The following is a 24277-nucleotide window of genomic DNA, read 5'->3' as shown; positions in this document are numbered from 1 at the left end:
AAGCATTTAACAGATTGATATCGTAAGATCTGCTGTTTTCTGGTCTCAGGCGAAATCAAGCTCCCTATTCTGCAGGTAAATTTCTGCATTTGGAAATGTGCATGAAAACTCACTGCCGTTGCCATACGCCAGCCCCCCGATATGGTCTTTGTGAAGGGGAGAAATCAAAATCTTTGAAACGTTCTGGGCAGAGAATCCGGCATTCTTTATTAATTTTAAAATCAGTGGAAAATTTCCCTGCTCATCGCTTAGCCCACCATCGAACAGTATTAAGTCACGATTCGTCTGAATTAGAAACGGGCAGACCTGCATCATGAGACCTAGATCTGAAATTTGGGCATCAGCATTCTCAGAGACAAATTTAAAGTTCTTATTGCTGTCTACGCAGTAAACACCATGCTGCAGTGCGATTATTTCCATTTTTAAAAGATATTTTTAGATGCTTTGATGTTCGATTGATGCGTTATCGCGTCTTGTGAAAATTTTCTTTTTATGGTATAAAAATACTAAAATCGAAACAATGCCTGCACAGCCTGAAGCTGCCACTGCAGATTTAGGACCAGCTATCTCTGCAAGAAAGCCGATTAATAGGCTCCCAATTGGCATCACGCCCTGAAATGCCATAATGTAATAGCTTATCACCCTGCCTCTCATAACAGGTGCCGCATGAAGCTGAATATAAGTGTTTATTGCTGCAGACTGCGCCATCATACCCATCCCGCTTAACCCCATAAAGAAAAGAGAAAAGGAAAGCATATTGGAGAGTGAAAGCAGCAGCACACTGCCACCAAATAAAAAAGTCGAAACTATTACAATTTTTACCAGATTTTTTCCTGACTCTAGATTTGCGAGATAAACTGCGCTTAGCACTGAGCCAAGCCCCATGGCACTTTCAAAAAAACTGAACGTTCTGGCGGTCCCATGAAACAAATCTTTCGCAAAAATTGGCATCAGTGTATTGAAAGGCAGAACGGCCATACTGCTTAAAGCTAAAAGCAGGATAAGGCTCATCAGATCTTTTTCCGAAAGAAGATACTGGCAACCCTCCCTTAACTCACTCCACAGCCCCTGTCTCTTTCTGCTGGTTTTCTGCAATTTGATTTTCATCATGAAAAGACAAATGAGAACTGGCACATAGCTCATAAAGTTACTTATGAAACAAAAATCCTCGCCAAAAACGCTTAGAGCAATTCCAGCCAAAGCCGGGCCCGCAACTCTTGCAAGATTAGTCATAATTGAATTTAGTGCAATGGCATTTGATAAGTCCTGCGGCCTGTCGACCATGTCAATCATAAGGGTCTGCCTGCAGATTACATCAAATGAATTTACAATCCCCTGCAGAAGGCTCAGCAACACAATACCTGTGATGCTGTAAAATTTAAAATATATCATTGCAGCAAGAGCACCTGCCTGAATCATTGAAATGATCTGACTGTTTACCATCACTTTAAAACGGTCATGCCTGTCGATATAACTCCCTGCGTAAGGAGACAAGACCAGTGAAGGTATGAGACTCACGAAAGTTACCACCCCGAGCAGAACTGCAGATCCCGTAATCCTGTAAACAAGCCAGGCAACAGCAGTCTTCTGCATCCAAGTACCTAAAAGGGAAATGGACTGCCCGTAAAAAAACAACTTAAAATTTCTTGATTTTAATGCTCTGAAAATATTCATAATAAAAATGGCCGAATGGTTCCTATAATTTAATACTGCAAAGTTCAGGAAATCATCTATATTTGTAAAACGTTATTTTTCTATAACATCCATCGATAAAACCGATTTACAATGGAACTGAGACAGTTAAAATATTTTCTCAAAGCAAAGGAACTTCTCAATTTTACAGAAGCTGCCGCACAGATGAATATCAGCCAGAGCACTTTATCCCAGCAGATAAAACAGCTTGAGGAGGAACTGCGCCAGCCTCTATTTAACCGGATCGGAAAAAGAATCATACTTACTGAAGCAGGAAGCCTTTTTGCCGGATTTGCACAGCAGAGTGTCAAAAAAGCAAATGATGGGCTGCAACTCCTCAATGATCTGAATGATCTGTCAGACGGAAAAATAAGCATCGGTGTTACCTATGCGCTGCGAAATGTGCTTGCGCAGGCTGTAATTTCTTTTTCACAGCAATATCCAAAAATCAAGTTTCAGATTGTATTTGGAACCAGTAGAGAGCTAATTGAAAAGTTAAATCGATTTGAGCTGGATTTTGTCCTTACATTTGAAGATAACGGAGAAGGAGGCCATTTTAATTATAAAAAGTTGTTTACATCCCCAATGACCCTAGTTACCGCGGCTGACTCGGATTTAAAAAGCAAAGTATCGATCACATTGGAAGAAATTGTAAAACTTTCCCTTGCTCTGCCATCTAGCGGTTACAATACAACACAGTTCATAAATGAAGCTTTTAGCAAAAAAAACCTTAAACCAGTTATCGGCATTGAAATCAATGATATTCCAACTTTGCTTGAAATTGTAAAAACCGGCAGATGGCATACCATACTAACGCAGACCACTGTAAAAAAAGAGCCTGGTCTATCTGCTATTCCCATTGAAGGTAAAGATATGATCAGAACTGCTGTTATAATTTCTATTAAAGAAGCATATGAAAAAAAATCGGTAACAACCTTTCTCGAAATGCTTAAACAAACTGGCATATATAATCTCTAACTAATTTGTGGTGTGTTTAGTAATGAATATACAAACGTATACTGGAAAGTGAGAAAAGAATATTGCTCGAACTTGAAATCCAGTTTTTATTCGCTTACCAATATATTTGACATTAGCGAAAGATTCTCGCAAATAGAATATAAATCTTGAAATGATTGATATCATAACAAATATGATTACTCAAAAGTACTCAAAATTGTTCCTTAAAGAAAGGCTCAAAATGCATCAGTCAACAGAAATTCATTAATTTTAGATTTCTAACTCTATTGAAATTAGCGAATTATATTTGTAATCTTTATCGATTTTAACCTATATTTACATGAAGAAATTGATTAAGATTTCGAGGTACACTTTTTTTTCTGTGCTGCCTCTTTTATAGCATATAATCCTAGTATTTACTGGGGTTTTAATAAATCAAGGAGGAACCTCTTTCTCCCCTCCTTATATCGAGATGATTATTTCTAGTTAGAATATTATTTTCAGTTTTATATCAGAATTGCAGCTCATTGCTTTTGGAGTTGATATATTTACACTTCTTTTTTCTTTAAAGATTCCAATTGTATAGCTTCTGATGCCTTGATTTTCTTCTCATCTATTACTTTTGTATAGATTTCAGTAGTTCTTACGTCGGCATGTCCCAGCATTTTACTGACCGTATAAATGTCTGTGCCGCTCGCTAGCTGCAGTGTTGCAAATGTATGACGGAAGCAGTGGAAGGTAATATTTTTTTTAATGCCTGCCGATTCAACCCATTTTTTTAGGGGGCGCGAAATCCACGTTATGTCTGTTAAGTCCTCAAAAACAAGCTGATGGGGAAGCCTCGGTTCTCCGCAAAGCTGGAAAGCCTGCTGGGAAATAGGCATATATTCAAAAGCCTTTGTCTTTTTCTGTCTGAAATGCAGTTTAGCCATGCCGCCTTCCACAGTTACTTCTTTCCAGCGGAGCTTCTTTATGTCGGAATGCCTCAGTCCTGTAAGCGCTGAGAAAAGTGTGGCTCTTTTAAGGACGTCTTTTTCACATGCTGTTGATGCCAGTCCATTCAATTCTGTAATGGTCAGATATTCACGTCTTGATTCCTGCTCCGGAATTCCTTTTATTTTTGAAGATAAATCAACCATTAAATATCCGTCTATAAAAGCCTGTTTCAAAGCAGCTTTAAATATTGAAAAATAGGTTCCCGCACTGTTGCTGGAAATGGTTCCTTTTCTATTTCCTTCTAGTGGCGCAGCTAATAAAAACAGTTTAAAATCCTGTGCCATTCTGTGGTCAATCTGGGAAAATATCAGGCTGTCTCCTGAATAGCTTTTTAAAAATTCTCTGGTCCGCTTCCAATTGATCTGAATAGATTTTGAACTTCTAGCATGTCTTTTAGCCGCCAAAGTAGCAATGTATTCAATAAAATTCTCCTGCCTTTTTTCTTTCTGTTCAGCCAATAGGTTGTCAGCGTCACTGTATAGATCTCTATTATCATATTCCTTCTGCCGAATTTTACGTATTCCGTCAGCATAAAGCATTATTTCACGGTCGCTCTCGCTCCTGCACATTATAATTCCGTTATCGCTTCGCTTTGGTTTGTAGGTTTTTATTCCCGTTGCATCTGTCCGGGCGGTTCTTTTATTGTCCCACTCAACTGTTGTAACGGATCTGCTTATATATTCACGGATTCTCTGGGGAGTTTTCTTTCCCGAAACCTCAACAGGATAGCTTTCTATGTAAACATACCATTCATTTTTGTCTTCTGCTTTTCGAAGACGTACAGTTGCCTTGGTTTTCGCTAATTGTTTCATTTAAAATCATTTCCGTTATACAAAGTTGTCATTTCCCATTTTTGGAGCATATAGATACTTTACCCTCTGTCTGGTTGGTATTGAATATTACGGATATGGCTGTCGACAGAACCTTCAGATATTTTAAATCTCTCAGCTATTTCGCTAATTGAATAGCAGTCTTCTTTTTCAAGTCTGTATAATTTTTTCTTCAATGTATTTAGATTCCAGCAGGCTGTGGAAAATGGCAAAAATCTCGGCAATGATTTTGAGGTCAATCGCTAGAAGCTAGGTTCCCAGATTAACTGACGGAATTTTTGCCTCGCGAACAAGCCTATAAAGAGTCCTTTTGGCAACACCAAAAAATTGCTGCATTTAGTTGACCAGTATACAGAAGCCACGATTTTGGGGCAACAATTCTTCCCCGAAAAAGATATTCTTTATTTAATCTTTTCATCGTCCATATCCCTTTATTACGGTACAATAAGTATACATAAGAGACACTTTGTCTCCACTTAAGTGCCGGTGCAAATGTGGTACAAATATATGATGAAAAACGATTAAAAAAGAGCAGAAACAATAAAAAAGAAAAAAGAAAAACCGCTGTAAACTTAAAGTTTACAGCGGTTTAGCACTTATTATTAACCGATGTTAATTAACCCTATTTGACTTCTTCGAATTCAACGTCTTCAACATTGTCTCCAGAAGACTGCTCTTGTTGTGGAGCAGCTTGTTGACCTTGGTCACTACCTTGAGCGTACATTGCTTCTGTAGCTGTTTTCCAAGCTGCATTTACATTGTCTAATCCTTTTTGGATTGCATCAAGATCTTGAGATTGGTGAGCCATTCTCAATTCAGTTAAAGCATATTCGATAGCTGTTTTGTGCTCATCTGTAAGTTTATCTCCTAACTCTTTCAATTGAGATTCAGTTTGGAAAATAGTACTATCAGCTTCGTTCAATTTCTCAGCTCTTTCTTTTGCAATTCTGTCAGCATCAGCGTTAGCTTCAGCATCTTTTTTCATTTTTTCGATTTCTTCAGCTGTTAATCCAGAAGAAGCTTCGATACGGATATCGTGAGATTTTCCAGTTCCTTTATCAGTTGCAGAAACTTTGATGATACCATTAGCATCGATATCGAAAGTTACTTCGATTTGAGGAACTCCTCTTGGTGCTGGTGGAATACCATCTAAGTGGAAACGACCGATAGTTTTGTTATCAACAGCCATTGCTCTTTCTCCTTGTAATACGTGGATTTCAACAGATGGTTGAGAATCAGCAGCAGTAGAGAATACTTGAGATTTTTTAGTTGGGATAGTTGTGTTAGACTCGATTAATTTAGTCAATACACCACCCATAGTTTCGATACCTAAAGAAAGAGGTGTTACGTCAAGTAACAATACATCTTTTACATCTCCAGATAAAACTCCACCTTGAATAGCAGCTCCAATAGCAACAACCTCATCAGGGTTAACACCTTTAGATGCTTTTTTACCGAAGAATTTTTCAACTTCGTCAGCGATTCTTGGCATACGAGTAGAACCTCCTACAAGGATTACTTCGTCGATATCAGATGTAGATAAACCTGCATCTTTTAATGCTTTAGCAACTGGCTCCATAGAACGTTTTACTAAAGTATCAGATAATTGCTCAAATTTAGCTCTAGATAATTTTTTCACTAAGTGTTTTGGTCCAGAAGCAGTAGCAGTTACGTATGGTAAGTTGATTTCTGTTTCAGCAGAAGATGATAATTCAATCTTAGCTTTCTCAGCAGCTTCTTTTAAACGTTGTAATGACATTGGATCTAAACGTAAATCAATTCCTTCTTCAGATTTGAATTCGTCAGCTAACCAGTCAATAATAACTTGGTCAAAATCATCACCACCTAAGTGAGTATCACCATTTGTAGATAATACTTCAAATACACCGTCTCCTAATTCAAGAACAGAGATATCAAAAGTACCTCCACCTAAATCGTAAACAGCAATTTTTTGATCAGTTCCTTTTTTATCTAATCCGTAAGCAAGTGCAGCAGCAGTTGGCTCGTTGATGATACGCATAACTTTAAGACCGGCGATTTCACCAGCTTCTTTTGTAGCTTGACGCTGTGCATCGTTAAAGTAAGCAGGAACAGTAATAACCGCTTCAGTTACAGTTTGACCTAAATAGTCTTCAGCAGTTTTTTTCATTTTTTGAAGTGTCATTGCAGACAATTCTTGAGCAGTGTATAAACGACCGTCAATATCCACACGCGGCGTATTGTTGTCACCTTTTACAACACTGTAAGGAACTCTTTTTGCCTCATCTTGAGTTTCAGCAAAAGTGTGTCCCATAAAACGTTTAATAGAAGCAATCGTTTTTGTAGGATTCGTTACTGCTTGTCTTTTTGCAGGATCACCTACTTTAATTTCGCCACCTTCAACAAAAGCGATGATAGATGGTGTAGTTCTTTTTCCTTCTGCGTTAGGGATAACAACTGCTTCGTTACCTTCCATTACAGAAACACAAGAGTTCGTCGTACCTAAGTCAATTCCGATTATTTTACCCATTTTTTATATATTTAATTTTTGATTTAATTTTATAACTCAGGTGGCATAAGTCAATCTTTGTGCCAAGATAAAAAACTAAAGTAATTTGTCAGTTTTAATATTGGCACGACAATAATCTTCTGACAACATGACATTTTTCAAACCTGACAATCATGGCATATCGCTCTAATTATGTCATTTGTAATGCTATTTAATTTATATTTGAGATAATCTTAACCTGATTAAATCTAAATTTATGAGGATAATTCGATTTATTTTAGCAGTTTTAATTCCAGTAATTGCAACAGCGCAGAAGAAAAATAATGATATCCAAATCACTGGAAAAATCACTGGAAAAATTCCTGACATAATTGAATACACTTTGCCCATCAACGGCATTGACTACTTTGGTTTCACAAATTCTGTACAAATAGATCCACTGGGGAATTTTAAAATCAACATTAATTTAGAAAAAACCTCATTTATAGATTTAGCTAATCAATATAAATCGTACGGAACTATAATTGCCGAGCCTGGAATGCAGTATACGATCAATATTAATACTGAAGTTTCTGGTAATAGTTTTAGTGTAGAATCCAAAAATAAAAAAGGACAGGAATTATACAACCAAATTGTCAATCGAAGTATGATCGCTGGAGGACATTTTGAAACGGAAACGAAAGATTATAGAAAAGACAGCCTCGCCTTTGAAGTAAAACAAAAAGTGGAACAGCGCAGAATCTCTGAAATTGGAGGTTTTGAAAAATTGTTACAAAATAAAATCATTTCAAAGAGTTTTTTCGATCTTGTTAAAACCGACAGAGATTATTTTCATAAAGGTATTCTCGGCAGTGTGGCTTTCATAAACTACTTATCTTCAAAACAAAACAAAAATTCACTTCCTGCTGCTGAATATAAAAAGCTTTGGGAAGAAATTTTTAAATCGAACCCTGTTACAAATCCTGCTCTTTTAAGTTCTCCTTGGTTTTATTTCTATACCGAAAATTATCTGCGCTATAACGAGCTTATTTTAGATTCTACAGACACTGCCGCTCTAAGTGAGTTCCACAAAAAAGGACTTATTCACACCCATAATATTAATTATGCAAAAAAAAATCTATCTGGACTCCAGTTAGAATATTACTTTGCCGCATACCTTTATTATGAAACGATGAATAAAAATTACGAAAAAGAATTGATCGCCCTTTTTGAACAATTCAAAAAAGAATATCCTCAGAGTTCCTATACTACTTTTATAGAACCTCTTATTATTCCCATTATAACTTTTCATGCCAGACAAAAAGAGCCTTTAAATCCAAAAATCCAGTTTATCGATAATAATTCTTCAGTTAATACGGTTAAGGAAGTTTTAAAAAGTTTAAATAAAAAACAGTTCTATGTCGATATTTGGGCAACTTGGTGCGGGCCTTGCAAGTCTGAATTTAAAGAGAATCCGAAATTATATTCTTTATTAGCTTCTAAAGAAATCACAATGGTTTATATCTCTATTGACAAGGAAAACAGAGATAAACAATGGCAGGAAATGATTCATTTTTACAATTTAGAAGGTTATCATATTAGAGCAAATGAAAAATTATATGCCGATTTACTGAAACTTTACGGCAGTCAATCTTTTGGAATTCCGTGGCATTTTTTAGCTGACAATGACGGAGATATTAAACAAAAACATGTCAGCGGTCCGTCTGAAATTGAAAATTTAGAAAAACAATTAAACAGAAACTAATCCATCATAATTCTTAAAAATCCTGTAAGAAAATAATTTATATTTGAAAAAATATTAAACCTAAACTGATGAAAAAAGGAATCGTATTTACCATTTATCTATTGCTTATTTTCGCAATACAATCTTGTAAAAAAGAGGTGGCATCTTCTTCAAACAACACCACAGTTACCGACAGCCTGCCTGCTAATGAAGAATTTGAAGAAACAGCTGATGAATCTGAAGAAGACATTCCTTCTGAACCAAATGTTACTTATCCAAAAACTGGAAATAAAATTTCAGATTTCCTTCCTAAAATTGATGTTTATAATATTCAATACGAGGCAGAAGGAGACTTAAACAACGACGGTTTAGATGATATTGCCGTTGTATTAAAGCATAAACGAAGCAACGTATTAAAAAGACCAATGCTGATTCTTTTGCAAAATGAAGACAAGTCTTATCGTTTAGACAAAGTTTCTGATATAACTATGCCGGTTGAATACAACGAACATGATTACAAATTATATGACACAGAAGATATTAGCATAGAAAAAGGTGAACTAAATATCAATCTGTATGGAATGGGTGCCAGCGGTACATTTTTAAGTCAATTTAAATATATTGAAAACAATTTTGTATTGAGCAATATGGAAATCTATTCTGCCGGTGCAGGTGGTCGTTCAGGATTTTTTTACGACTTAGAAAAAGCAGAAATAACAACAACCGAAACTAATACAATGAAAGAAGATGAGCCAACAACATCTGAAACCAAAAAAATAAAAAAAGAACCTTACTTGTTCGAAAAAACTTCTATTACTGATGTATTTAACAGATAAGATGCTTATCGATAATACACTATCCAACTCCTAAAACTAGAATATTTGCCAAAATGGAAAATTACAGCATCATTATATTTATACTTGCCATTGTCATAGGATTATCTGCCTTTGCTGAAAAAGCAAAATTACCCTACCCTATTCTCCTTGTAATTGTTGGAATTGCAATTGGTTTTATTCCAACAATGGCAGAAATCGAAATTAATCCTGAAATTATTTTTCTACTGTTTCTGCCGCCTTTATTGTATGATGCTTCTTTTAATATTTCTCCAAAAGATTTTAAAACTAATATTAATACAATAGGAACTTTAGCCATTACTTTGGTTTTCCTTACCACCTTTTGGATTGCCGTTGTAGCGCATTATATGATTCCTAATATTACCTGGCCGCTTGCATTTGTAATTGGAGCCATTCTTTCTGCAACCGATGCTGTAGCTGCCGTAAGCATTACCAAAGGACTCGGAATATCTCATAAAACCATCACTATTCTTGAAGGCGAAAGCCTTATAAACGATGCTTCGGCACTAGTAGCCTATCGATTTGCGGTTGCGGCAGTTATGGGATCTGCATTTATTATCTGGGAGGCAACATTACAATTTATTCTATTGCTGGGAGGTGGTTTTTTGGTTGGTTTTGTAATGGCAAAAATTCTATCGTTCATCTTGAGTAAAGTCAAAAAAAATGCAAATGTTACCATTAGTTTTATGCTTTTAATGCCATTTGTAACTTATTTAATTGCAGAACATCTGCACGTTTCTGGAGTAATTGCAGTAGTTATTTCTGGGCTGGCAATTGCACTTTTAGTAAAAAAATATTTCCAGAAAGCTTAAAAAACAGTTCGCGCAGTCTCTGGGATATTATCATCTTTTTATTAAATGGTTTAATCTTTATCCTTATCGGACTTAATTTTAGATATGTATTAAAAGATATAGATAACGATATGATACTACCTTACATTGGCTACGCATTCATTATCACTATAGTCGCGCTGTTAATCAGATTTGTTAGAATATTTCTGCAAAAGATTAATCTTCAAAAAGCATTTCAAAAAAACCGTGGAGGCAGAAGAAAAGTCAGCGAAGATGCCCTTCTCGATTTTAATAACAGTATAATTTTAGGCTGGTCAGGAATGCGCGGTATTGTATCTCTTGCCATTGCAATTGGATTACCAAGGTTTCTTGAAAATGGGAGTCCGTTTCCAGAACGAAATGCTATTATCTTTATTTCTGTCGCCGTTGTCCTTTTTACACTTATCGGACAAGGGCTTACTTTGCCTTGGATCGTAAAAAAACTGAATGATGCAAAAGAATCTGAATCTTAAAAATTAATAACCAAAAACGAAAACAATGAATCCAGAATTACAAAGCCAGTTTGAAGAATTTGACAAACCTCCAGTAATAAGACGTAAATTATTGCCTTGGTGGATTAAAACTTTCTGCTGGATCTTTATGCTTTTAGCTGTCGCTGCAGTTGGTTCGCTTATTACGAATCTTTTTGTACCCAATGTAAATTTATCCCTTTACGGATTTTCAACTGACACAGCATACTCTGGAACTGGTCTTTTTATCATTTCAATTATGCTTTTAAAAGGATTTGCAGCCTATTCACTTTGGTTCGAAAAACCAAATGCGATTAATATTGCAAAAATAGATGCTGTTGTTGGAATTGCAATTTGTATTGCATCTATGTTTATACTTCCTTTTACCATGGGAGACGGTCACTTTTCATTAAGGCTCGAAATTTTATTATTAATTCCTTATTACATGAAAGTTAACAAGATAGAATATGAATGGGATAATCTAGAAACCATTTAATATAAACAACACATTTAAAATTGATTACGATTTTATTCCTAAATTTATGCTCTCCCATTTTTTGTTTAATTTAAAACATAAGAGATGACTTCAGATATTCTTTCGACAACTCCAGATTGCGAAATTGTTACTGTTCGAATTTTAAATTTCCCACAAGAACTGGTTTTTAAAGCTTGGAGTACTCCCCAACATTTGAAAAATTGGTGGGGACCAAAAGGTTTTACAAATACTTTTAATGAATTTAATTTTTGTGAAGGCGGTAAATGGAATTTCATTATGCACGGTCCCGAAGCGGGAAATTATGCCAACGAATGCGAATTCATAAAAATAGACAAACCTAATCTTATCGCTTGGAAACGTCATTCGAAACCGCTTTTTCAAATCTTAACCACTTTTGAAGCAATTACAGAAAATCAAACAAAAGTCGTCTTTAAAATGCTTTTTGAAACCAAGGAAGAATGCCAAAAACTCAAACCGTATGTTGTCGATAAAAACGAAGAGAACTTTGATAAATTGGAAGTTGAACTTTCTAAAATGAAATATTAATAAATATGGAAAGAATATGTGTAGAGTTTATAATACCATTGGATGTCTTAATAATATACAATTGGAATTAGTCACAAACCATATTGATGAATTTAATTCTTTAAATGAGATAATCGATTTCCAAAAGAATTATCATTTCAAAAAAGAAAAAATTATTTCCGATCATAACATACTCATAAACGAAGAAAAAGAATTTCTCACAAATGAAGTTTCTGAGTTTGATATTCTAACATCTCAAAAAATAATTGATTTAAAAAAAGAATTAAGACAAAAACTTGATTACTTAAATCAACAAATTGAAGAACTTTCAGAAAAAAAAACTAAAATTATTGCGGTTATAGAAGAATATTATTTGAACCTGATAATTCATATCAAATTTTGGTTCGTACAAATCTTATTTGAATTTCGTATTATTCTTTTTAAATATCAGTCCAAAAAATTACTTTCGAAAAAGAAAAAACGTCTTGACTATATTTCTGAAAATTTTCAAGATGCTGTAAATGAAAGTAGTTTTGAAGATTTGCAGAAATTTGAAGTAAAAAATGAAATCATAAAAAAACTAAACAATACAATTTATGGTGCATTTGGTGAACAAAAAGTAGAAAATGAACTAAAAAAACTGTCTGACGATTATATCTTGATAAATGATTTTAGTTACACGTTTCAAAACCCCATAAAACACGATGGAGATTATATTAAAACCATTCAAATCGACCATCTTTTGATTACTCGTTCAGGTGTTTTTTTAATTGAAACAAAAAATTGGAGTAACAGTTCTATAAATAATTTAGATTTACGATCTCCCGTTCAGCAAGTTCTTAGAACTAATTATGCTTTGTTCAGATTGCTATCTGAAAAAGTAAGTAAATCAAATTGGGGGTTTAGCAAACAAAATTGGGGTAACAGAAAAATCCCGATCAAAAATATCATTGTTTTTACTAATGTTATACCTCACGAACAGTTTCAGTATACAAAAATTTTAGGTTTAAAAGAATTACTGCCTTACATTAGATATTTTAGTCCCGTTTTTACACAAACCGAGGTACAGATAATTACAGATTCTTTACTTCAACTTTCACAGCAGAAAAAAATCTCATCTAAACTTGTTCTCTAAAATATATTTAAAATAAAATTGAATTTAAAATCTAATTTATCTAAATCATAAAAAATCAAAAATAAGTGCGCAAATAATACACAGAACTAATTTTGAAAATTTTCACATATGTAGAAATTCCATTTATTTTTATTCGTAATTTCGATTTCTCATTAAAATTACAAAATACAAATGGCTTCATTTACTAAAGAAATTTCTTTTCGCTGGTCAGATCTTGACCCAAATTTTCATGTTCGTCATAGTGCTTATTACGATTTTGGCGCACAACATCGTATAGAAATCCTTGAGGAACTTGGTTTAACTTTAAGAGTTATGCAGACACAAGGCTTTGGTCCTGTTTTATTTAGGGAAGAATGTGTTTTTAGAAAAGAACTAAAACTTTCTGACAAAATATTCATCCATACCAAAACTTCAAAAATGAAAGCCGATGCTTCGCGCTGGTCAATTATTCACGAATTTAGAAGAGAAGACGACACTCTTTGCGCTACAATTACTGTCGACGGTGCTTGGATGGACACAAAATTGCGAAAATTAGCATCTCCAACCCCAGAAATTGCAATTCAGGCATTGAGTATTTTTCCAAAAAGCGATGATTTTGTTGGATTGTAAAGCATAAAAAATGAAGCATTATCCATCTTTTTTAATTTTTATACTTCTTCTCTTGGCATGCGAATCTCAATCGCATAATACTCCAAAAGAAACAGTTATCGCTTATATAACTGCTTCCAATCAATTTGACAGCCAAGAAGTTGAAAATTTATTGGTTTTGAATTCTGATAATAAAATCAAATTAGAAACTCTTAAAAAGATGGAAAAAAGTATTCCAGACGAGCGCAAAACTGCCTTTAAAGTTAGATATAAAGACGCTGTTTATTACGAAAAAGAAATGACCGATTCGACTGCGATAATTGTTGTAACGCCTAAAGACAATGTCAATTTACCAATTGAATTTGACTTGAAAAAAGTAAACACAAAATGGCTGATAGAATCTATTATTTATCATTAATCTAAAATCTCTAAGTTTATGAACGATTACTTTAAAGACTTTAGAATTGTCATTTTTATCGTGTAATAGCGCGAGTTGTTGCATTGGCCGATGCGAGTGTCAATTTAAAAGCTTGGGCTTGGGCCAAAAATTCTACTGACGGATTTATTATTTACTGCGATTTACCGCAGAGCATTAAAAAGAAATTTGACGAAAACAATATCGACATTCCGTATCCGAAACGCGTTATAACTCTAAAAAACAATTATTTAAAGAACCTCGACCAAAAATAAGTCTGCGATGAAATCTTCCAAAACCATTCCTATTCAAACTTTACACCTCTTCCCTATTTTAGACAATTTATTAATTGACCTCTTAAAATCGTTAACGGAAGAAGAATGGAATGCCAAAACAGTAGCGAAAAAATGGACTGTAAAAGATATTGCATCGCATTTACTGGACGGAAATCTAAGGGCATTGTCGATTTCTAGAGATCATTATTTTGGAGATAAAACAGAAAATATTAATTCGTACCAAGATTTGGTTGATTTTCTAAATCAGCTGAATATGACTTGGACGAATGCTACTAAAAGATTAAGTCCCAACGTGCTCATTAATCTATTAGAAACAACGGGCAAAGAATATTTTGAACATTTACAAACATTAAATCCTCATGATAATGCTGTTTTTTCAGTTGCCTGGGCTGGCGAAGAAACTTCTCTAAACTGGTTTCATATTGCACGGGAATACACAGAAAAATTTCTTCATCAAGAGCAAATTAGAGATGCTGTCGGAAAACAGGCTTTAATGACCAAAGAATTATTCCATCCGTTTATTGAAACTTTTGTTCAAGCTTTACCACATACTTTCAGAAATACTGACGCGCCGGAAAATACAATTGTAAGTTTAATTATCATTACTGAAATTGGCGGACAATGGAATATTATTAAAAGAGAAAAACAGTGGGAATTCATTGATTCGTTTGAAGAAAAACCAGCTTCAATCGTAAAAATTGATCCACAAGATGCCTGGCTTCTATTTTCTAAAGGAATGACTCCGTTTGAAGCGTTACAAAAAGTAGAAATTATAGGAGACCAAAATCTTGGTCAAATCGCGCTCAACATTATTGCTGTAATGGCTTAATTTTTAACTCAATCGGTTTTTTCTCATAACTTTAAGAGTGGATTTTTTGGTTTTAAAAATGCATAGCGGTAATTTTATAATCCTTAATAAAAAACCATTTTTAAATGAAAACTTTAAAACTCCTTATACTTTTACTTCCTGTTTTTTGTTTAGCACAAGAACAGAAAATCAAGCAATTAGATATTAATTTATCCAATTATGAATATCCGTTTCCTGTCCAATTTTTAGAATTAAGCAATCAGCGTCAAGCACTTAAAATGGCTTATATGGATATTAAACCAAATAATTACAACAACAAAAATATTGTACTGCTTCACGGAAAAAATTTCAATGGAGCTTATTGGGAAACAACCATAAAAGCATTGACAAAAGAAGGTTTTAGAGTGATTGTACCCGACCAGATTGGTTTTGGAAAATCGACAAAACCTGATAATTTTCAATATACTTTTCAGCAGTTAGCTCAAAATACCAAAAAACTTTTAGATCATTTAGGAATTGAAAAAACAACCATCTTAGGTCATTCTATGGGCGGAATGCTGGCATCGCGTTTTGCGTTAATGTATCCTGAAACTACAGAAAAACTAGTTTTGGAAAATCCAATTGGTTTAGAAGACTGGAAATTGGTCGTGCCATATAAACCTGCAGATTGGTGGTACGAGTCTGAATTGAAACAAAATTATGAAGCCATTAAAAAATATCAAATGGCTAATTATTATGATGGAAAGTGGAATGCAGATTACCAGAAATGGGCAGAACTGGGCGCAGGATGGACAACAGCTCCAAATTATGACCGCGTGGCGTGGAATTCAGCACTTTTATACGATATGATTTTTACACAGCCTGTTTTATATGAATTTAAAAATATCAAAAGTCCGACGCTTTTAATCATTGGAACAAGAGATAAAACTGCTTTAGGAAAACCTTTGGTTGCCGAAGAAATCCAAAAAACAATGGGAAATTATGCTGAATTGGGTAAAAAAACGCAGCAAGCAATTCCGAACTCAAAATTGGTTGAAGTCGCAAATACAGGACATTTACCACATATCGAATCTTTTGATTCATTTATAAAACCATTAATCGTATTTTTGAAACAATAATATTTTTTGTCTGCCACGAATTACACGAATCAGCATTAATTTTTTATGTACATACAACTGAAAGTAATTCGTGTGAATTGATGTAACTATTGGCAAAAAAACTAACTTAAAAACTAAAATTATGTTTACAATTGAACAAATAAAAGAAGCTCATGCAAAAGTGAAAACTGGAGCTGATTTTCCAAATTATATACAAGATTTAATCATTTTAGGCGTAAAAGGATACGACACCTACGTACACGACGGAAGCGTTGTTTATTATGGATTAAATAATTACACGGCCGAAGCCGAGGAAAAATATCCCGAAATAAAAGTGGCTGATTTTCCCAACAAAGAACTTTTTATTGAATTCTTAGTAAAACATCAGCATGGTGAAACAGATTATATGACATTTTGTAAACATTGTGCACAATGCGGTATTGCAAAATGGCGTGTCGATATTATCGAAATGACTTGCACTTATTTTGATAAAGCTGAAAATGAGATTTTAATTGAAAAGATTCCTAGTTAATATTCATGTTGCTTTTCAATAAGAATGCTCTGAGTATTTGTAAAAGAATTATTTTACTTTTTGTTTTAATAATTTCTTTCTTTAGTTTTTCTCAAAGCAAAAAAGAAAATCCAAAATTTAAAGTAATTGCTTTTTACACCGCAAAAAATGATCAGGCGCATATTAGTTTTGTACACGAAGCCAATAAGTATTTTCCAAAATTAGCGGCAGAAAATCATTTTCAATATGATTCAACCAGCAATTGGGAAAATCTGAATGCTAAGTTTTTGGCGAAATATAACGTGGTTTTGTTCTTAGACACGCGTCCGGAAAAGAAAGAACAACGCGAAGCTTTGCAAAAATACATGGAAAATGGCGGCGGTTTCATCGGATTTCATTTTTCGGCATTTGCTTTAAATGATTCCAGTTATAATCAGGATTGGGATTGGTATCATAATACTTTTTTAGGATCTGGCGAATACGGAAGCAATACTTGGAAACCAACTTCGGCAGTACTTAGAATTGAGAATCAGCATCCTGTTACCAAAAATCTGCCAAAGACTTTTACATCCGCTCCAAACGAATGGTATCGATGGTCTAAAGATTTGACGAAAAATCCAGACATCGAGATTTTAGTCGCAATTGATGAATCCAGCTTTCCATTAGGCACTGGTCCAAAAGCGCACGAAATTTGGCATAGCGGTTATTATCCAGTTGTTTGGACGAATAAAAAATATAAAATGCTGTATGTAAATATGGGTCACAATGATATTGATTATGAAGGAGGTACAAACAAAACCTTATCGTACACTTTTGAAAATAAAACACAAAGCCAGTTAATCTTGAATGCATTGCTTTGGCTTGGAAATTCAAAAAAATAAAACAAAATGTCTCATTCCATTTCTCCGTTAATTACAGCAGAAGAATTAATTCAATTAAACCCTTCAGAAATCATTTTAATTGATGCGCGAACTGGCGCAGACGCTTTTGAAATCTATCAAAAAGAACATTTAAAAGGAGCGCGATTTGTAGACTTAAATCGAGATTTAGCAGCCGTGACTGAAAATCCAGCAAACGGCGGACGACATCCTCTGCCAACCGTGGAAGAATTTACTGAAACGCTTTCTGCTATCGGAATTTCATCTTCAGACCATGTTATAGTTTATGATGATAAAAATAGTTCTAATTTCGCAGCCCGATTTTGGTGGATGATGCGTGCTGTCGGACATGAAAAAATTCAGGTTTTAAATGGCGGTTTTCAGTCTGCAATTCAATCTGGTTTTCCAACCAGTTCTGGAATTGAGATTTTTGATAAAACAACTTATCCTGTTCAAGAATGGAAATTACCATTGGCAGAGATAGATGAAGTTGAAAAAGCCCGTAAAAACGATCAAAATATAGTAATTGATGTTCGAGACAAAAACAGATTTGACGGACTCATAGAACCTTTAGATCTAATTGCAGGACATATTCCTGGAGCTGTAAATGTACCGCTGACTGAAAATTTAGACGAAAACGGTTTTTTCAAATCTCCTGAAGAATTAGCTCAAAAATACAAAGCTATAATTGGAGATAAAGAAACCGAAAATACAATCGTACATTGCGGATCTGGAGTAACTGCTTGTCATACTCTATTAGCAATGGATTACGCTGGGCTTCCCATTCCGAAATTATATGTAGGTTCTTGGAGTGAATGGTCGAGAAACGATCGTGAAATGACATTAAAAGAGAATAAATAATACTAAAAATACACCATGCAGCATTGGGATATACTTTTATCAAATCAGGTCAATAAAAAAGCATTTATAGACAATATCTTAAACGGTGAAGCAAACGGAGAATTAGCGGTTTTTAACAACCAAAAAGGAATTCTGTTTTCTGATATTGCAATCGAAAAATTCATCGAAAAAGAGTTTCAATATGACAGCGTTGAAGCTTCCAAAACATCAAATAGACAATTAAGAACTTTTTCATCCGGCGAACGCAAAAAAGAGTTTTTACGTTATTGCATTGAACAAAAACCCGATTTCATCATTTTTGATAATCCGTTTGATCACTTGGATCAGCCTTCAAGAGTAATTCTCGCTGATTCATTAAAAGATCTTACAACCGAAATCGCTATCATTCAGATTTTAAACCGTACTGTTGACGTTTTAGATTTTGTTCCGAATAAGGCTTTAATCAAAGACAATACTTTCGAATTACATCCCTTCGTTAAAACCGAAAACCACTTTAAAACCTTAAATACAGCTGCAATTCCAAAAGCTATAGAACCGCATGATTTTCACGAAAGTGTGCTGATTAAATTAGAAGATGTTTCTGTAAGTTACGAAGAACGCAAAATTTTAAACAACATTTCTTGGACCATAAAACAAGGTGAATTTTGGCAGCTTATTGGCCCAAACGGCTCTGGAAAAAGCACTATTTTATCCTTAATTACAGGCGATAATCCAAAGGGTTTTGGCCAGAATTTATTTTTATTTGGCAGAAAAAAAGGAACTGGGGAAAGTGTTTGGGATATTAAAAAACAAATAGGAATCTTCGCTACTTCGATGACCGACTTATTTCAAAAAAGCCATACACTTGAACAGATGATTTTATCTGGATTCTTTGACCAGATAGGACTTTATACGGAACCAACAACACATCAAAAACAAATTGTAACGCAATGGCTTGAAGTGATAGAAATGGGACATCTGCGTAAAAAACGTTTTATCGATCTTTCTGTTGGACAGCAGCGCGTGGCTTTAATTGTTCGTGCAGTTTTAAAACATCCGCCTTTATTAATTTTAGACGAACCGGTAGAAGGTTTAGACGACGAAAATGTAGATTTGGTAATTCAATTAATCAACACTATTAAACAGGAAATTAATGTAAGTATCATTTACGTTTCACACCGAATTGAACAAGGCCTTGCTCCTACTTCGGTCTTCGAACTTTTACCATCTGAAACAGGGTCAATCGGAAAAATAAAATACCACTCAGAATTAAATTAAATGAAAATTAAAATTGCATCAGTTCTACTTTTACAGCTGTTCTTGATTTCTTGCTCCAGCACGATTTCAACAGTAAAAAAAGAATATACTTTACACAATTCAAAGGACCTAAAATCAGATTGGACCATTAATTCTAAAGAATGGATTCTAAAAAAAGACACTCTTACAGGAAATGGTTCTCTTTCTCCTTGGGGAGTCTTGGTTTCGAAAAAAGAGCTTCCAGAGAATTATGAAATTGATTTAAAAGTCAATATGACAGGAGAATCTTTATTTGAAATAATGCTTAATTTGGATAAAGGAAAATACATTAGAACATACTTGTACCAAATTGATCAAAACATAGTAATTGGCGATGGAGTTTATGATAAAAAAGACGATTCGTATGGTAAACGAGGCGGAAAAACGTTGTTTAAAAAACCAATGGAATTAGAAAACAATAAATGGTATTCCGTTAAAATTAAAGTCCAAAACAAACAATTATTCTTTTCTATAGACAACAAAACTTCTTTAGAATGTTCTCTAGAAAAAAGCAGCTTAAACCAAAAAGGAAAACTAGGTTTTATAACCAACGGTGAAGTAAAAATAACTGGTCTAAAAATCAAATCTCTTTAAGAATTATTAATAACACAAAGCATAACTATAGAGACGCACCGCAGTGCGTCTAACATATTGTGAATATTAGTTGAGGAGACGCACTGCTGTGCGCCTCTACAGAATATTGGAATGGTCAAAAACAAAAAAGCTCCAAATGGAGCTTTTTCTATTTCATTTAGTTAAGGAAAAATTATCTAATTATCTAATTGACAAATTCCCTAATTTATCTAATTAAGCATCTTCATCCTCAACATTATGCGACTTCACATAAACGCGCCATTTCTCGATACAATCCTGAAAATCCTGTGGCAATTCTGTATCAAAACGCATTAATTCACCAGTATTAGGATGAACAAAACCAAGTGTTTTGGCATGCAGTGCCTGACGCGGTAAAGCTTTAAAACAATTCTCGATAAACTGTTTGTATTTTGTAAAGGTTGTTCCTTTTAGAATCAAATGTCCGCCATAACGCTCATCATTAAACAGCGGATGTCCGATGTGTTTCATGTGTGCACGAATCTGATGCGTTCTTCCTGTTTCCAGTTTACAAGAAATCAAAGTTACGTAACCAAAACGCTCCAAAACTTTATAATGCGTAATCGCAGGTTTTCCAATTTCAGGATCATCAAAAACAGCCATTTGCATGCGGTCTTTTAAATGTCTTGCGAGATTTCCTTCAATGGTACCGCTTTCTGCTGTAACATTTCCCCATACAAGGGCAATATATTCACGTTCAGTAGTTTTCGCTTCAAACTGCTTCGCTAAGTGCGTCATAGCAGCTTCTGTTTTGGCAACAACCAAAAGTCCAGAAGTATCTTTATCAATACGGTGCACCAAACCAGGACGTTCGCTGCTATTCATTGGCAGATTATCAAAATGATGTGCCAAAGCATTTACTAACGTTCCTGTATAATTTCCGTGACCTGGGTGTACAACCATTCCCGGCTCTTTATTAATTAATAAAAGAGCATCGTCTTCGTAAACAATATTCAGCGGAATATCTTCCGGAAGAATATGATTTTCAAACGGCGGATGCGATAACATAACCGTAATCACATCAAAAGGTTTTACTTTATAATTTGATTTTACTGGAATATCATTTACAAAAATGTTTCCTTCAGCTGCTGCGTTCTGAATCTTGTTGCGCGTAGCATTCTGAATCAAATTCATTAAATATTTGTCAATACGCAAAAACGCCTGACCTTTAGGCACTTCAAATCTGTAATGCTCGAATAATTCGTCTTCCAGATCTAAATTTTCTTCAATATTATTGTTCATCTTGTGGGGTTTCTGCAGGCTCAGCTGCTGTACTGTCTGTCTGGCTTTCATCTACATAACTTGCTTTTCCGTCACCTAAAACCAAATCGATCTTAGACGCCTTCAAAACGCGGTCTCCTACTTTTAAATTTCTGCCTTTTAAACGCATTTCCAATACCATATCTTTTCCAAGATTCGGAATATAGGTAATCGTTCCCAGTTCAAGCCCTAGAGCTTTTAAAGTCGGAACCGCTTCACGATATGTTTTCTCGATCAAATCAGGAATTTTAACAGAAGAAAAACCTGAAGCATTAATCTTAATATAGATTTTTCTTCCCACTTTTACTTTAGTTCCCGGCAGCGGATCCTGCTCAACAACACTATATTTTGGGAATTCACTTCTGTAATCAACACTGTCTAGGAGCACGTAGTCTAAATCCAGTTCATCCAATTTCTCTTCTACTTGTTCCTCAGTCAGTTTAGACAAATTCGGAACAGCTATTTCATGTCCGTGATCAGTTGTAAAAGTCAACCAATGCATAAATAAGTAACCTATAACCGCAATTATAGCTGCGGCCGCAAGCAATTGCAAGAAAAAAACTCGGCTTGTTAAATACTGACGTAAACTCATAAATTTATTTTTAATAGCGACAAAGATAAAGTATTTCGTTTCAAAAAAAATGATAATTTTGTTTAAAACAAGAATGCAAGAAATTGTTAGACTGAGCGAAGTCGAAGTACCTGCAAAGTGATACAGCAAACGGGACTTCGGCTTCGCTCAGTCTGACAAACATAACGAATAAAAATAATTCGTAAAAACTTGTGCAAGCAGTAAACAAACAATTAGACCATTAACCAAATAACGGTTAAACAATAAAATCGATTAAACAAATACACAATAAAAAATGAAAAACATTGCCATCATCATGGGCGGATATTCAAGCGAATACAAAATTTCGCTGATCAGCGGAAACGTTGTATACCAATATCTTGATAAAACAAAATACAACGGATTTCGAGTTCACATTTTCAAAGAAAAATGGGTTTATGTAGACCAAAATGATGCCGAATTTCCAATCGATAGAAATGATTTTTCAGTTACAGTAAACGGAGAAAAAATCACTTTTGATTGTGTTTTTAACGCAATTCACGGAACTCCGGGCGAAGACGGATTAATGCAGGCTTATTTCGAATTAATTGGATTACCGCAATCTTCCTGCGATTATTATCAATCTGCATTGACTTTTAATAAAAGAGATTTATTATCGGTTTTAAAACCATACGGAATCAAAACCGCTGTCTCTTATTATTTGAACAAAGGTGACGAAATCAATACAGCTGAAATCGTTAAAAAAGTGGGACTTCCATGTTTCGTTAAGCCAAACAAAGCGGGTTCAAGTTTCGGAATCTCAAAAGTAAAAACCGAAGCGGAACTGCCAATTGCAATTGAAGTCGCGTATAAAGAAGACAACGAAATCATCATAGAAAGTTTCCTGGATGGAACTGAAGTTTCTGTTGGTGTAATTAATTATAAAGGTGAAATTAAAGTTTTACCAATAACTGAAATCGTTTCAGACAATGATTTCTTTGATTACGAAGCTAAATACGAAGGAAAATCGCAAGAAATAACACCTGCGAGAATCTCAGACGAATTAACCCAAAAGGTAGGTGAAACAGCAAAACGTGCGTACGAAGTATTAAAAATGAAAGGTTTCTCTAGAAGCGAATTCATTATCGTAGACAACGAACCTTATATGCTGGAAATGAACACTATTCCAGGTTTAACAACAGAGAGTTTGATTCCGCAGCAAGCAAAAGCAGCCGGAATTTCCCTAGAAGATTTATTCACAAATGCGATAGAATTAGCTTTAAAATAGCCGCTAAGCTACTAAGGTGCTAAGATCCTAAGATTTTAGCACTTTTGCTTTTAACGCTTGTTGTCAGACTGAGCGAAGTCGAAGTCCTTTAAAAAAGCTTAGAACCTTAGTATCTCAAAACCTTAGAACCTTAAAAAAATGAAAGAAATCTTTGAATGGAATAGATTGTTATTTAACGAATTACCAGAGATTTTTCTTCTGGAAGTAATATTTCGTTCAGCGGTTATGTTTACTATTTTGCTGCTTACATTAAAGCTGGCAGGTAAAAGAGGGGTTAAACAATTATCAATTTTTGAAACCGTAATTGTTATTGCCCTTGGTTCGGCTGCCGGCGATCCAATGTTCTATGAAGATGTTGGAATAGTTCCCGCAGCGATTGTTTTCCTGGTTATCATTATCCTGTATCGCGGTGTAACATGGCTTACTGGAAAGAGTAAAAAATTCGAAGAATTTATAGAAGGTAAAACCGAATGCCTTATCAATGATGGAAAGTTTTCTGTGTCAAGTTTTAAAAAAGAAACTTTGGCGCAGGACGAATTTTTCTCAGAACTGCGTATTCGATCCATAGAGCATTTAGGGCAGGTAAAACATGCTTTTATAGAAACAAGCGGTGAAATAAGCGTCTTTTTTTATGAAGACGAAGAAGTAAAACACGGACTTCCTATTTTACCGATGCTTTTTAACCAAAAAAGCAAAAACATTCCAACTGACGGAATTTACGCTTGTACTTTCTGTGGTCATACCGAAGAAAAAAATGCAGGAACAGCAAAATGTAAAGTCTGTCAAAAAGAGGAATGGGTTGAAGCGATAGATACGCTTAGAATAACATAAAATTTAATTCA

The 24277-nt window shown here is 34.5% G+C and carries 26 protein-coding genes; 20 read left to right on the top strand and 6 right to left on the bottom strand.

What is annotated here, in order from left to right; all coding sequences use genetic code 11:
• Window positions 1–45 precede the first annotated feature (45 nt).
• Window positions 46–420 (bottom strand): MBL fold metallo-hydrolase, encoded by a 375-nt coding sequence (locus HYN86_RS12345; protein ID WP_113678300.1) that lies wholly within the window; start codon window positions 418–420, stop codon window positions 46–48.
• 15 nt (window positions 421–435) lie between these two features.
• Window positions 436–1674 (bottom strand): MFS transporter, encoded by a 1239-nt coding sequence (locus HYN86_RS12340; RefSeq protein ID WP_230406359.1) that lies wholly within the window; start codon window positions 1672–1674, stop codon window positions 436–438.
• 111 nt (window positions 1675–1785) lie between these two features.
• On the opposite strand from HYN86_RS12340, the gene HYN86_RS12335 reads away from it, so the two are divergent.
• Window positions 1786–2670 (top strand): LysR family transcriptional regulator, encoded by an 885-nt coding sequence (locus HYN86_RS12335; protein WP_113678299.1) that lies wholly within the window; start codon window positions 1786–1788, stop codon window positions 2668–2670.
• Between the two features lie 527 nt (window positions 2671–3197).
• On the opposite strand, the gene HYN86_RS12330 is transcribed toward HYN86_RS12335, so the two are convergent.
• Window positions 3198–4457 (bottom strand): site-specific integrase, encoded by a 1260-nt coding sequence (locus tag HYN86_RS12330; protein WP_113678298.1) that lies wholly within the window; start codon window positions 4455–4457, stop codon window positions 3198–3200.
• 640 nt (window positions 4458–5097) lie between these two features.
• Window positions 5098–6984: a molecular chaperone DnaK gene (gene dnaK, locus HYN86_RS12320; RefSeq protein WP_113678297.1), complete on the bottom strand. Its 1887-nt coding sequence runs from the start codon at window positions 6982–6984 to the stop codon at window positions 5098–5100.
• Between the two features lie 235 nt (window positions 6985–7219).
• Here dnaK and HYN86_RS12315 point away from each other — a divergent pair, with 235 nt between their 5' ends.
• From HYN86_RS12315 to HYN86_RS12240, 17 genes are all read left to right on the top strand, one after another.
• Window positions 7220–8707, top strand: a complete 1488-nt coding sequence (locus tag HYN86_RS12315) for a TlpA family protein disulfide reductase (protein ID WP_113678296.1) — start codon at window positions 7220–7222, stop codon at window positions 8705–8707.
• Between the two features lie 68 nt (window positions 8708–8775).
• A complete protein-coding gene (locus HYN86_RS12310) occupies window positions 8776–9522 on the top strand; it encodes a hypothetical protein (RefSeq protein ID WP_113678295.1) in 747 nt (248 codons plus the stop codon).
• 53 nt (window positions 9523–9575) lie between these two features.
• Window positions 9576–10352 carry a cation:proton antiporter gene (locus HYN86_RS21155; RefSeq protein ID WP_230406358.1) on the top strand — a complete coding sequence of 259 codons (777 nt, stop codon included), beginning with the start codon at window positions 9576–9578 and terminating at the stop codon, window positions 10350–10352.
• The gene (locus HYN86_RS21150) at window positions 10241–10843 is read left to right on the top strand and encodes a cation:proton antiporter domain-containing protein (protein WP_317048549.1); all 603 of its coding nucleotides are present in this window, start codon (window positions 10241–10243) and stop codon (window positions 10841–10843) included. Before HYN86_RS21155 ends, HYN86_RS21150 begins: the two co-directional genes overlap by 112 nt.
• Before the next feature lie 25 nt (window positions 10844–10868).
• The gene (locus tag HYN86_RS12300) at window positions 10869–11336 is read left to right on the top strand and encodes a hypothetical protein (protein ID WP_113678294.1); all 468 of its coding nucleotides are present in this window, start codon (window positions 10869–10871) and stop codon (window positions 11334–11336) included.
• A gap of 84 nt (window positions 11337–11420) precedes the next feature.
• Window positions 11421–11882, top strand: a complete 462-nt coding sequence (locus HYN86_RS12295) for an SRPBCC family protein (RefSeq protein WP_113678293.1) — start codon at window positions 11421–11423, stop codon at window positions 11880–11882.
• 61 nt (window positions 11883–11943) lie between these two features.
• Window positions 11944–12996, top strand: coding sequence for a nuclease-related domain-containing protein (locus tag HYN86_RS12290; RefSeq protein ID WP_162789367.1), 1053 nt, complete (start codon window positions 11944–11946; stop codon window positions 12994–12996).
• 171 nt (window positions 12997–13167) lie between these two features.
• The gene (locus HYN86_RS12285; RefSeq protein WP_113678291.1) at window positions 13168–13605 is read left to right on the top strand and encodes an acyl-CoA thioesterase; all 438 of its coding nucleotides are present in this window, start codon (window positions 13168–13170) and stop codon (window positions 13603–13605) included.
• A gap of 10 nt (window positions 13606–13615) precedes the next feature.
• Entirely contained in the window at window positions 13616–14002 is a 387-nt protein-coding gene (locus tag HYN86_RS12280; protein ID WP_113678290.1) for a hypothetical protein, read from the top strand.
• Window positions 14003–14085: 83 nt separating this feature from the next.
• Window positions 14086–14274 (top strand): hypothetical protein, encoded by a 189-nt coding sequence (locus tag HYN86_RS21295; protein ID WP_394336065.1) that lies wholly within the window; start codon window positions 14086–14088, stop codon window positions 14272–14274.
• Window positions 14275–14281: 7 nt separating this feature from the next.
• A complete protein-coding gene (locus HYN86_RS12270) occupies window positions 14282–15124 on the top strand; it encodes a maleylpyruvate isomerase N-terminal domain-containing protein (protein ID WP_113678289.1) in 843 nt (280 codons plus the stop codon).
• 104 nt (window positions 15125–15228) lie between these two features.
• On the top strand, window positions 15229–16221 hold the full coding sequence (locus tag HYN86_RS12265; protein WP_113678288.1) for an alpha/beta fold hydrolase: 993 nt from the start codon (window positions 15229–15231) through the stop codon (window positions 16219–16221).
• A 121-nt stretch (window positions 16222–16342) separates the two neighbouring features.
• Window positions 16343–16732, top strand: a complete 390-nt coding sequence (locus HYN86_RS12260; protein WP_113678287.1) for a DUF1398 domain-containing protein — start codon at window positions 16343–16345, stop codon at window positions 16730–16732.
• A 5-nt stretch (window positions 16733–16737) separates the two neighbouring features.
• Window positions 16738–17592, top strand: coding sequence for a ThuA domain-containing protein (locus tag HYN86_RS12255; protein WP_113678286.1), 855 nt, complete (start codon window positions 16738–16740; stop codon window positions 17590–17592).
• Window positions 17593–17598: 6 nt separating this feature from the next.
• Complete coding sequence (locus tag HYN86_RS12250) at window positions 17599–18450, top strand: sulfurtransferase (protein WP_113678285.1); 852 nt, start codon at window positions 17599–17601, stop codon at window positions 18448–18450.
• Between the two features lie 15 nt (window positions 18451–18465).
• Window positions 18466–19707 (top strand): ATP-binding cassette domain-containing protein, encoded by a 1242-nt coding sequence (locus tag HYN86_RS12245; RefSeq protein WP_113678284.1) that lies wholly within the window; start codon window positions 18466–18468, stop codon window positions 19705–19707.
• Complete coding sequence (locus HYN86_RS12240) at window positions 19708–20319, top strand: family 16 glycoside hydrolase (RefSeq protein ID WP_113678283.1); 612 nt, start codon at window positions 19708–19710, stop codon at window positions 20317–20319.
• Between the two features lie 213 nt (window positions 20320–20532).
• Here HYN86_RS12240 and HYN86_RS12235 read toward each other — a convergent pair whose 3' ends face one another.
• Window positions 20533–21579 carry an RluA family pseudouridine synthase gene (locus HYN86_RS12235; protein ID WP_113678282.1) on the bottom strand — a complete coding sequence of 349 codons (1047 nt, stop codon included), beginning with the start codon at window positions 21577–21579 and terminating at the stop codon, window positions 20533–20535.
• Window positions 21569–22189, bottom strand: coding sequence for a PASTA domain-containing protein (locus HYN86_RS12230; protein WP_113679930.1), 621 nt, complete (start codon window positions 22187–22189; stop codon window positions 21569–21571). Before HYN86_RS12230 ends, HYN86_RS12235 begins: the two co-directional genes overlap by 11 nt.
• A 274-nt stretch (window positions 22190–22463) precedes the next feature.
• Here HYN86_RS12230 and HYN86_RS12225 point away from each other — a divergent pair, with 274 nt between their 5' ends.
• Both HYN86_RS12225 and HYN86_RS12220 read left to right on the top strand, forming a co-directional pair.
• Entirely contained in the window at window positions 22464–23435 is a 972-nt protein-coding gene (locus tag HYN86_RS12225; protein ID WP_113678281.1) for a D-alanine--D-alanine ligase, read from the top strand.
• Window positions 23436–23573: 138 nt separating this feature from the next.
• The gene (locus HYN86_RS12220; protein ID WP_113678280.1) at window positions 23574–24266 is read left to right on the top strand and encodes a DUF421 domain-containing protein; all 693 of its coding nucleotides are present in this window, start codon (window positions 23574–23576) and stop codon (window positions 24264–24266) included.
• Window positions 24267–24277 lie beyond the last annotated feature (11 nt).

The organism is Flavobacterium fluviale (assembly GCF_003312915.1).
GTDB lineage: Bacteria > Bacteroidota > Bacteroidia > Flavobacteriales > Flavobacteriaceae > Flavobacterium > Flavobacterium fluviale.
The sequence above is the reverse complement of the archived record's forward strand: the minus strand, read 5'-3'. Positions and strand labels throughout refer to the sequence as shown.

Excerpts from the sequence above, each read along its gene's own strand:
- HYN86_RS12345 (WP_113678300.1), bottom strand. The coding sequence starts at position 420 with ATGGAAATAATCGCACTGCAGCATGGTGTTTACTGCGTAGACAGCAAT.
- HYN86_RS12340 (WP_230406359.1), bottom strand. The coding sequence starts at position 1,674 with ATGAATATTTTCAGAGCATTAAAATCAAGAAATTTTAAGTTGTTTTTT.
- HYN86_RS12335 (WP_113678299.1), top strand. The coding sequence starts at position 1,786 with ATGGAACTGAGACAGTTAAAATATTTTCTCAAAGCAAAGGAACTTCTC.
- HYN86_RS12330 (WP_113678298.1), bottom strand. The coding sequence starts at position 4,457 with ATGAAACAATTAGCGAAAACCAAGGCAACTGTACGTCTTCGAAAAGCA.
- dnaK (WP_113678297.1), bottom strand. The coding sequence starts at position 6,984 with ATGGGTAAAATAATCGGAATTGACTTAGGTACGACGAACTCTTGTGTT.
- HYN86_RS12315 (WP_113678296.1), top strand. The coding sequence starts at position 7,220 with ATGAGGATAATTCGATTTATTTTAGCAGTTTTAATTCCAGTAATTGCA.
- HYN86_RS12310 (WP_113678295.1), top strand. The coding sequence starts at position 8,776 with ATGAAAAAAGGAATCGTATTTACCATTTATCTATTGCTTATTTTCGCA.
- HYN86_RS21155 (WP_230406358.1), top strand. The coding sequence starts at position 9,576 with ATGGAAAATTACAGCATCATTATATTTATACTTGCCATTGTCATAGGA.
- HYN86_RS12300 (WP_113678294.1), top strand. The coding sequence starts at position 10,869 with ATGAATCCAGAATTACAAAGCCAGTTTGAAGAATTTGACAAACCTCCA.
- HYN86_RS12295 (WP_113678293.1), top strand. The coding sequence starts at position 11,421 with ATGACTTCAGATATTCTTTCGACAACTCCAGATTGCGAAATTGTTACT.
- HYN86_RS12285 (WP_113678291.1), top strand. The coding sequence starts at position 13,168 with ATGGCTTCATTTACTAAAGAAATTTCTTTTCGCTGGTCAGATCTTGAC.
- HYN86_RS12280 (WP_113678290.1), top strand. The coding sequence starts at position 13,616 with ATGAAGCATTATCCATCTTTTTTAATTTTTATACTTCTTCTCTTGGCA.
- HYN86_RS12270 (WP_113678289.1), top strand. The coding sequence starts at position 14,282 with ATGAAATCTTCCAAAACCATTCCTATTCAAACTTTACACCTCTTCCCT.
- HYN86_RS12265 (WP_113678288.1), top strand. The coding sequence starts at position 15,229 with ATGAAAACTTTAAAACTCCTTATACTTTTACTTCCTGTTTTTTGTTTA.
- HYN86_RS12260 (WP_113678287.1), top strand. The coding sequence starts at position 16,343 with ATGTTTACAATTGAACAAATAAAAGAAGCTCATGCAAAAGTGAAAACT.
- HYN86_RS12255 (WP_113678286.1), top strand. The coding sequence starts at position 16,738 with ATGTTGCTTTTCAATAAGAATGCTCTGAGTATTTGTAAAAGAATTATT.
- HYN86_RS12250 (WP_113678285.1), top strand. The coding sequence starts at position 17,599 with ATGTCTCATTCCATTTCTCCGTTAATTACAGCAGAAGAATTAATTCAA.
- HYN86_RS12245 (WP_113678284.1), top strand. The coding sequence starts at position 18,466 with ATGCAGCATTGGGATATACTTTTATCAAATCAGGTCAATAAAAAAGCA.
- HYN86_RS12240 (WP_113678283.1), top strand. The coding sequence starts at position 19,708 with ATGAAAATTAAAATTGCATCAGTTCTACTTTTACAGCTGTTCTTGATT.
- HYN86_RS12235 (WP_113678282.1), bottom strand. The coding sequence starts at position 21,579 with ATGAACAATAATATTGAAGAAAATTTAGATCTGGAAGACGAATTATTC.
- HYN86_RS12230 (WP_113679930.1), bottom strand. The coding sequence starts at position 22,189 with ATGAGTTTACGTCAGTATTTAACAAGCCGAGTTTTTTTCTTGCAATTG.
- HYN86_RS12225 (WP_113678281.1), top strand. The coding sequence starts at position 22,464 with ATGAAAAACATTGCCATCATCATGGGCGGATATTCAAGCGAATACAAA.
- HYN86_RS12220 (WP_113678280.1), top strand. The coding sequence starts at position 23,574 with ATGAAAGAAATCTTTGAATGGAATAGATTGTTATTTAACGAATTACCA.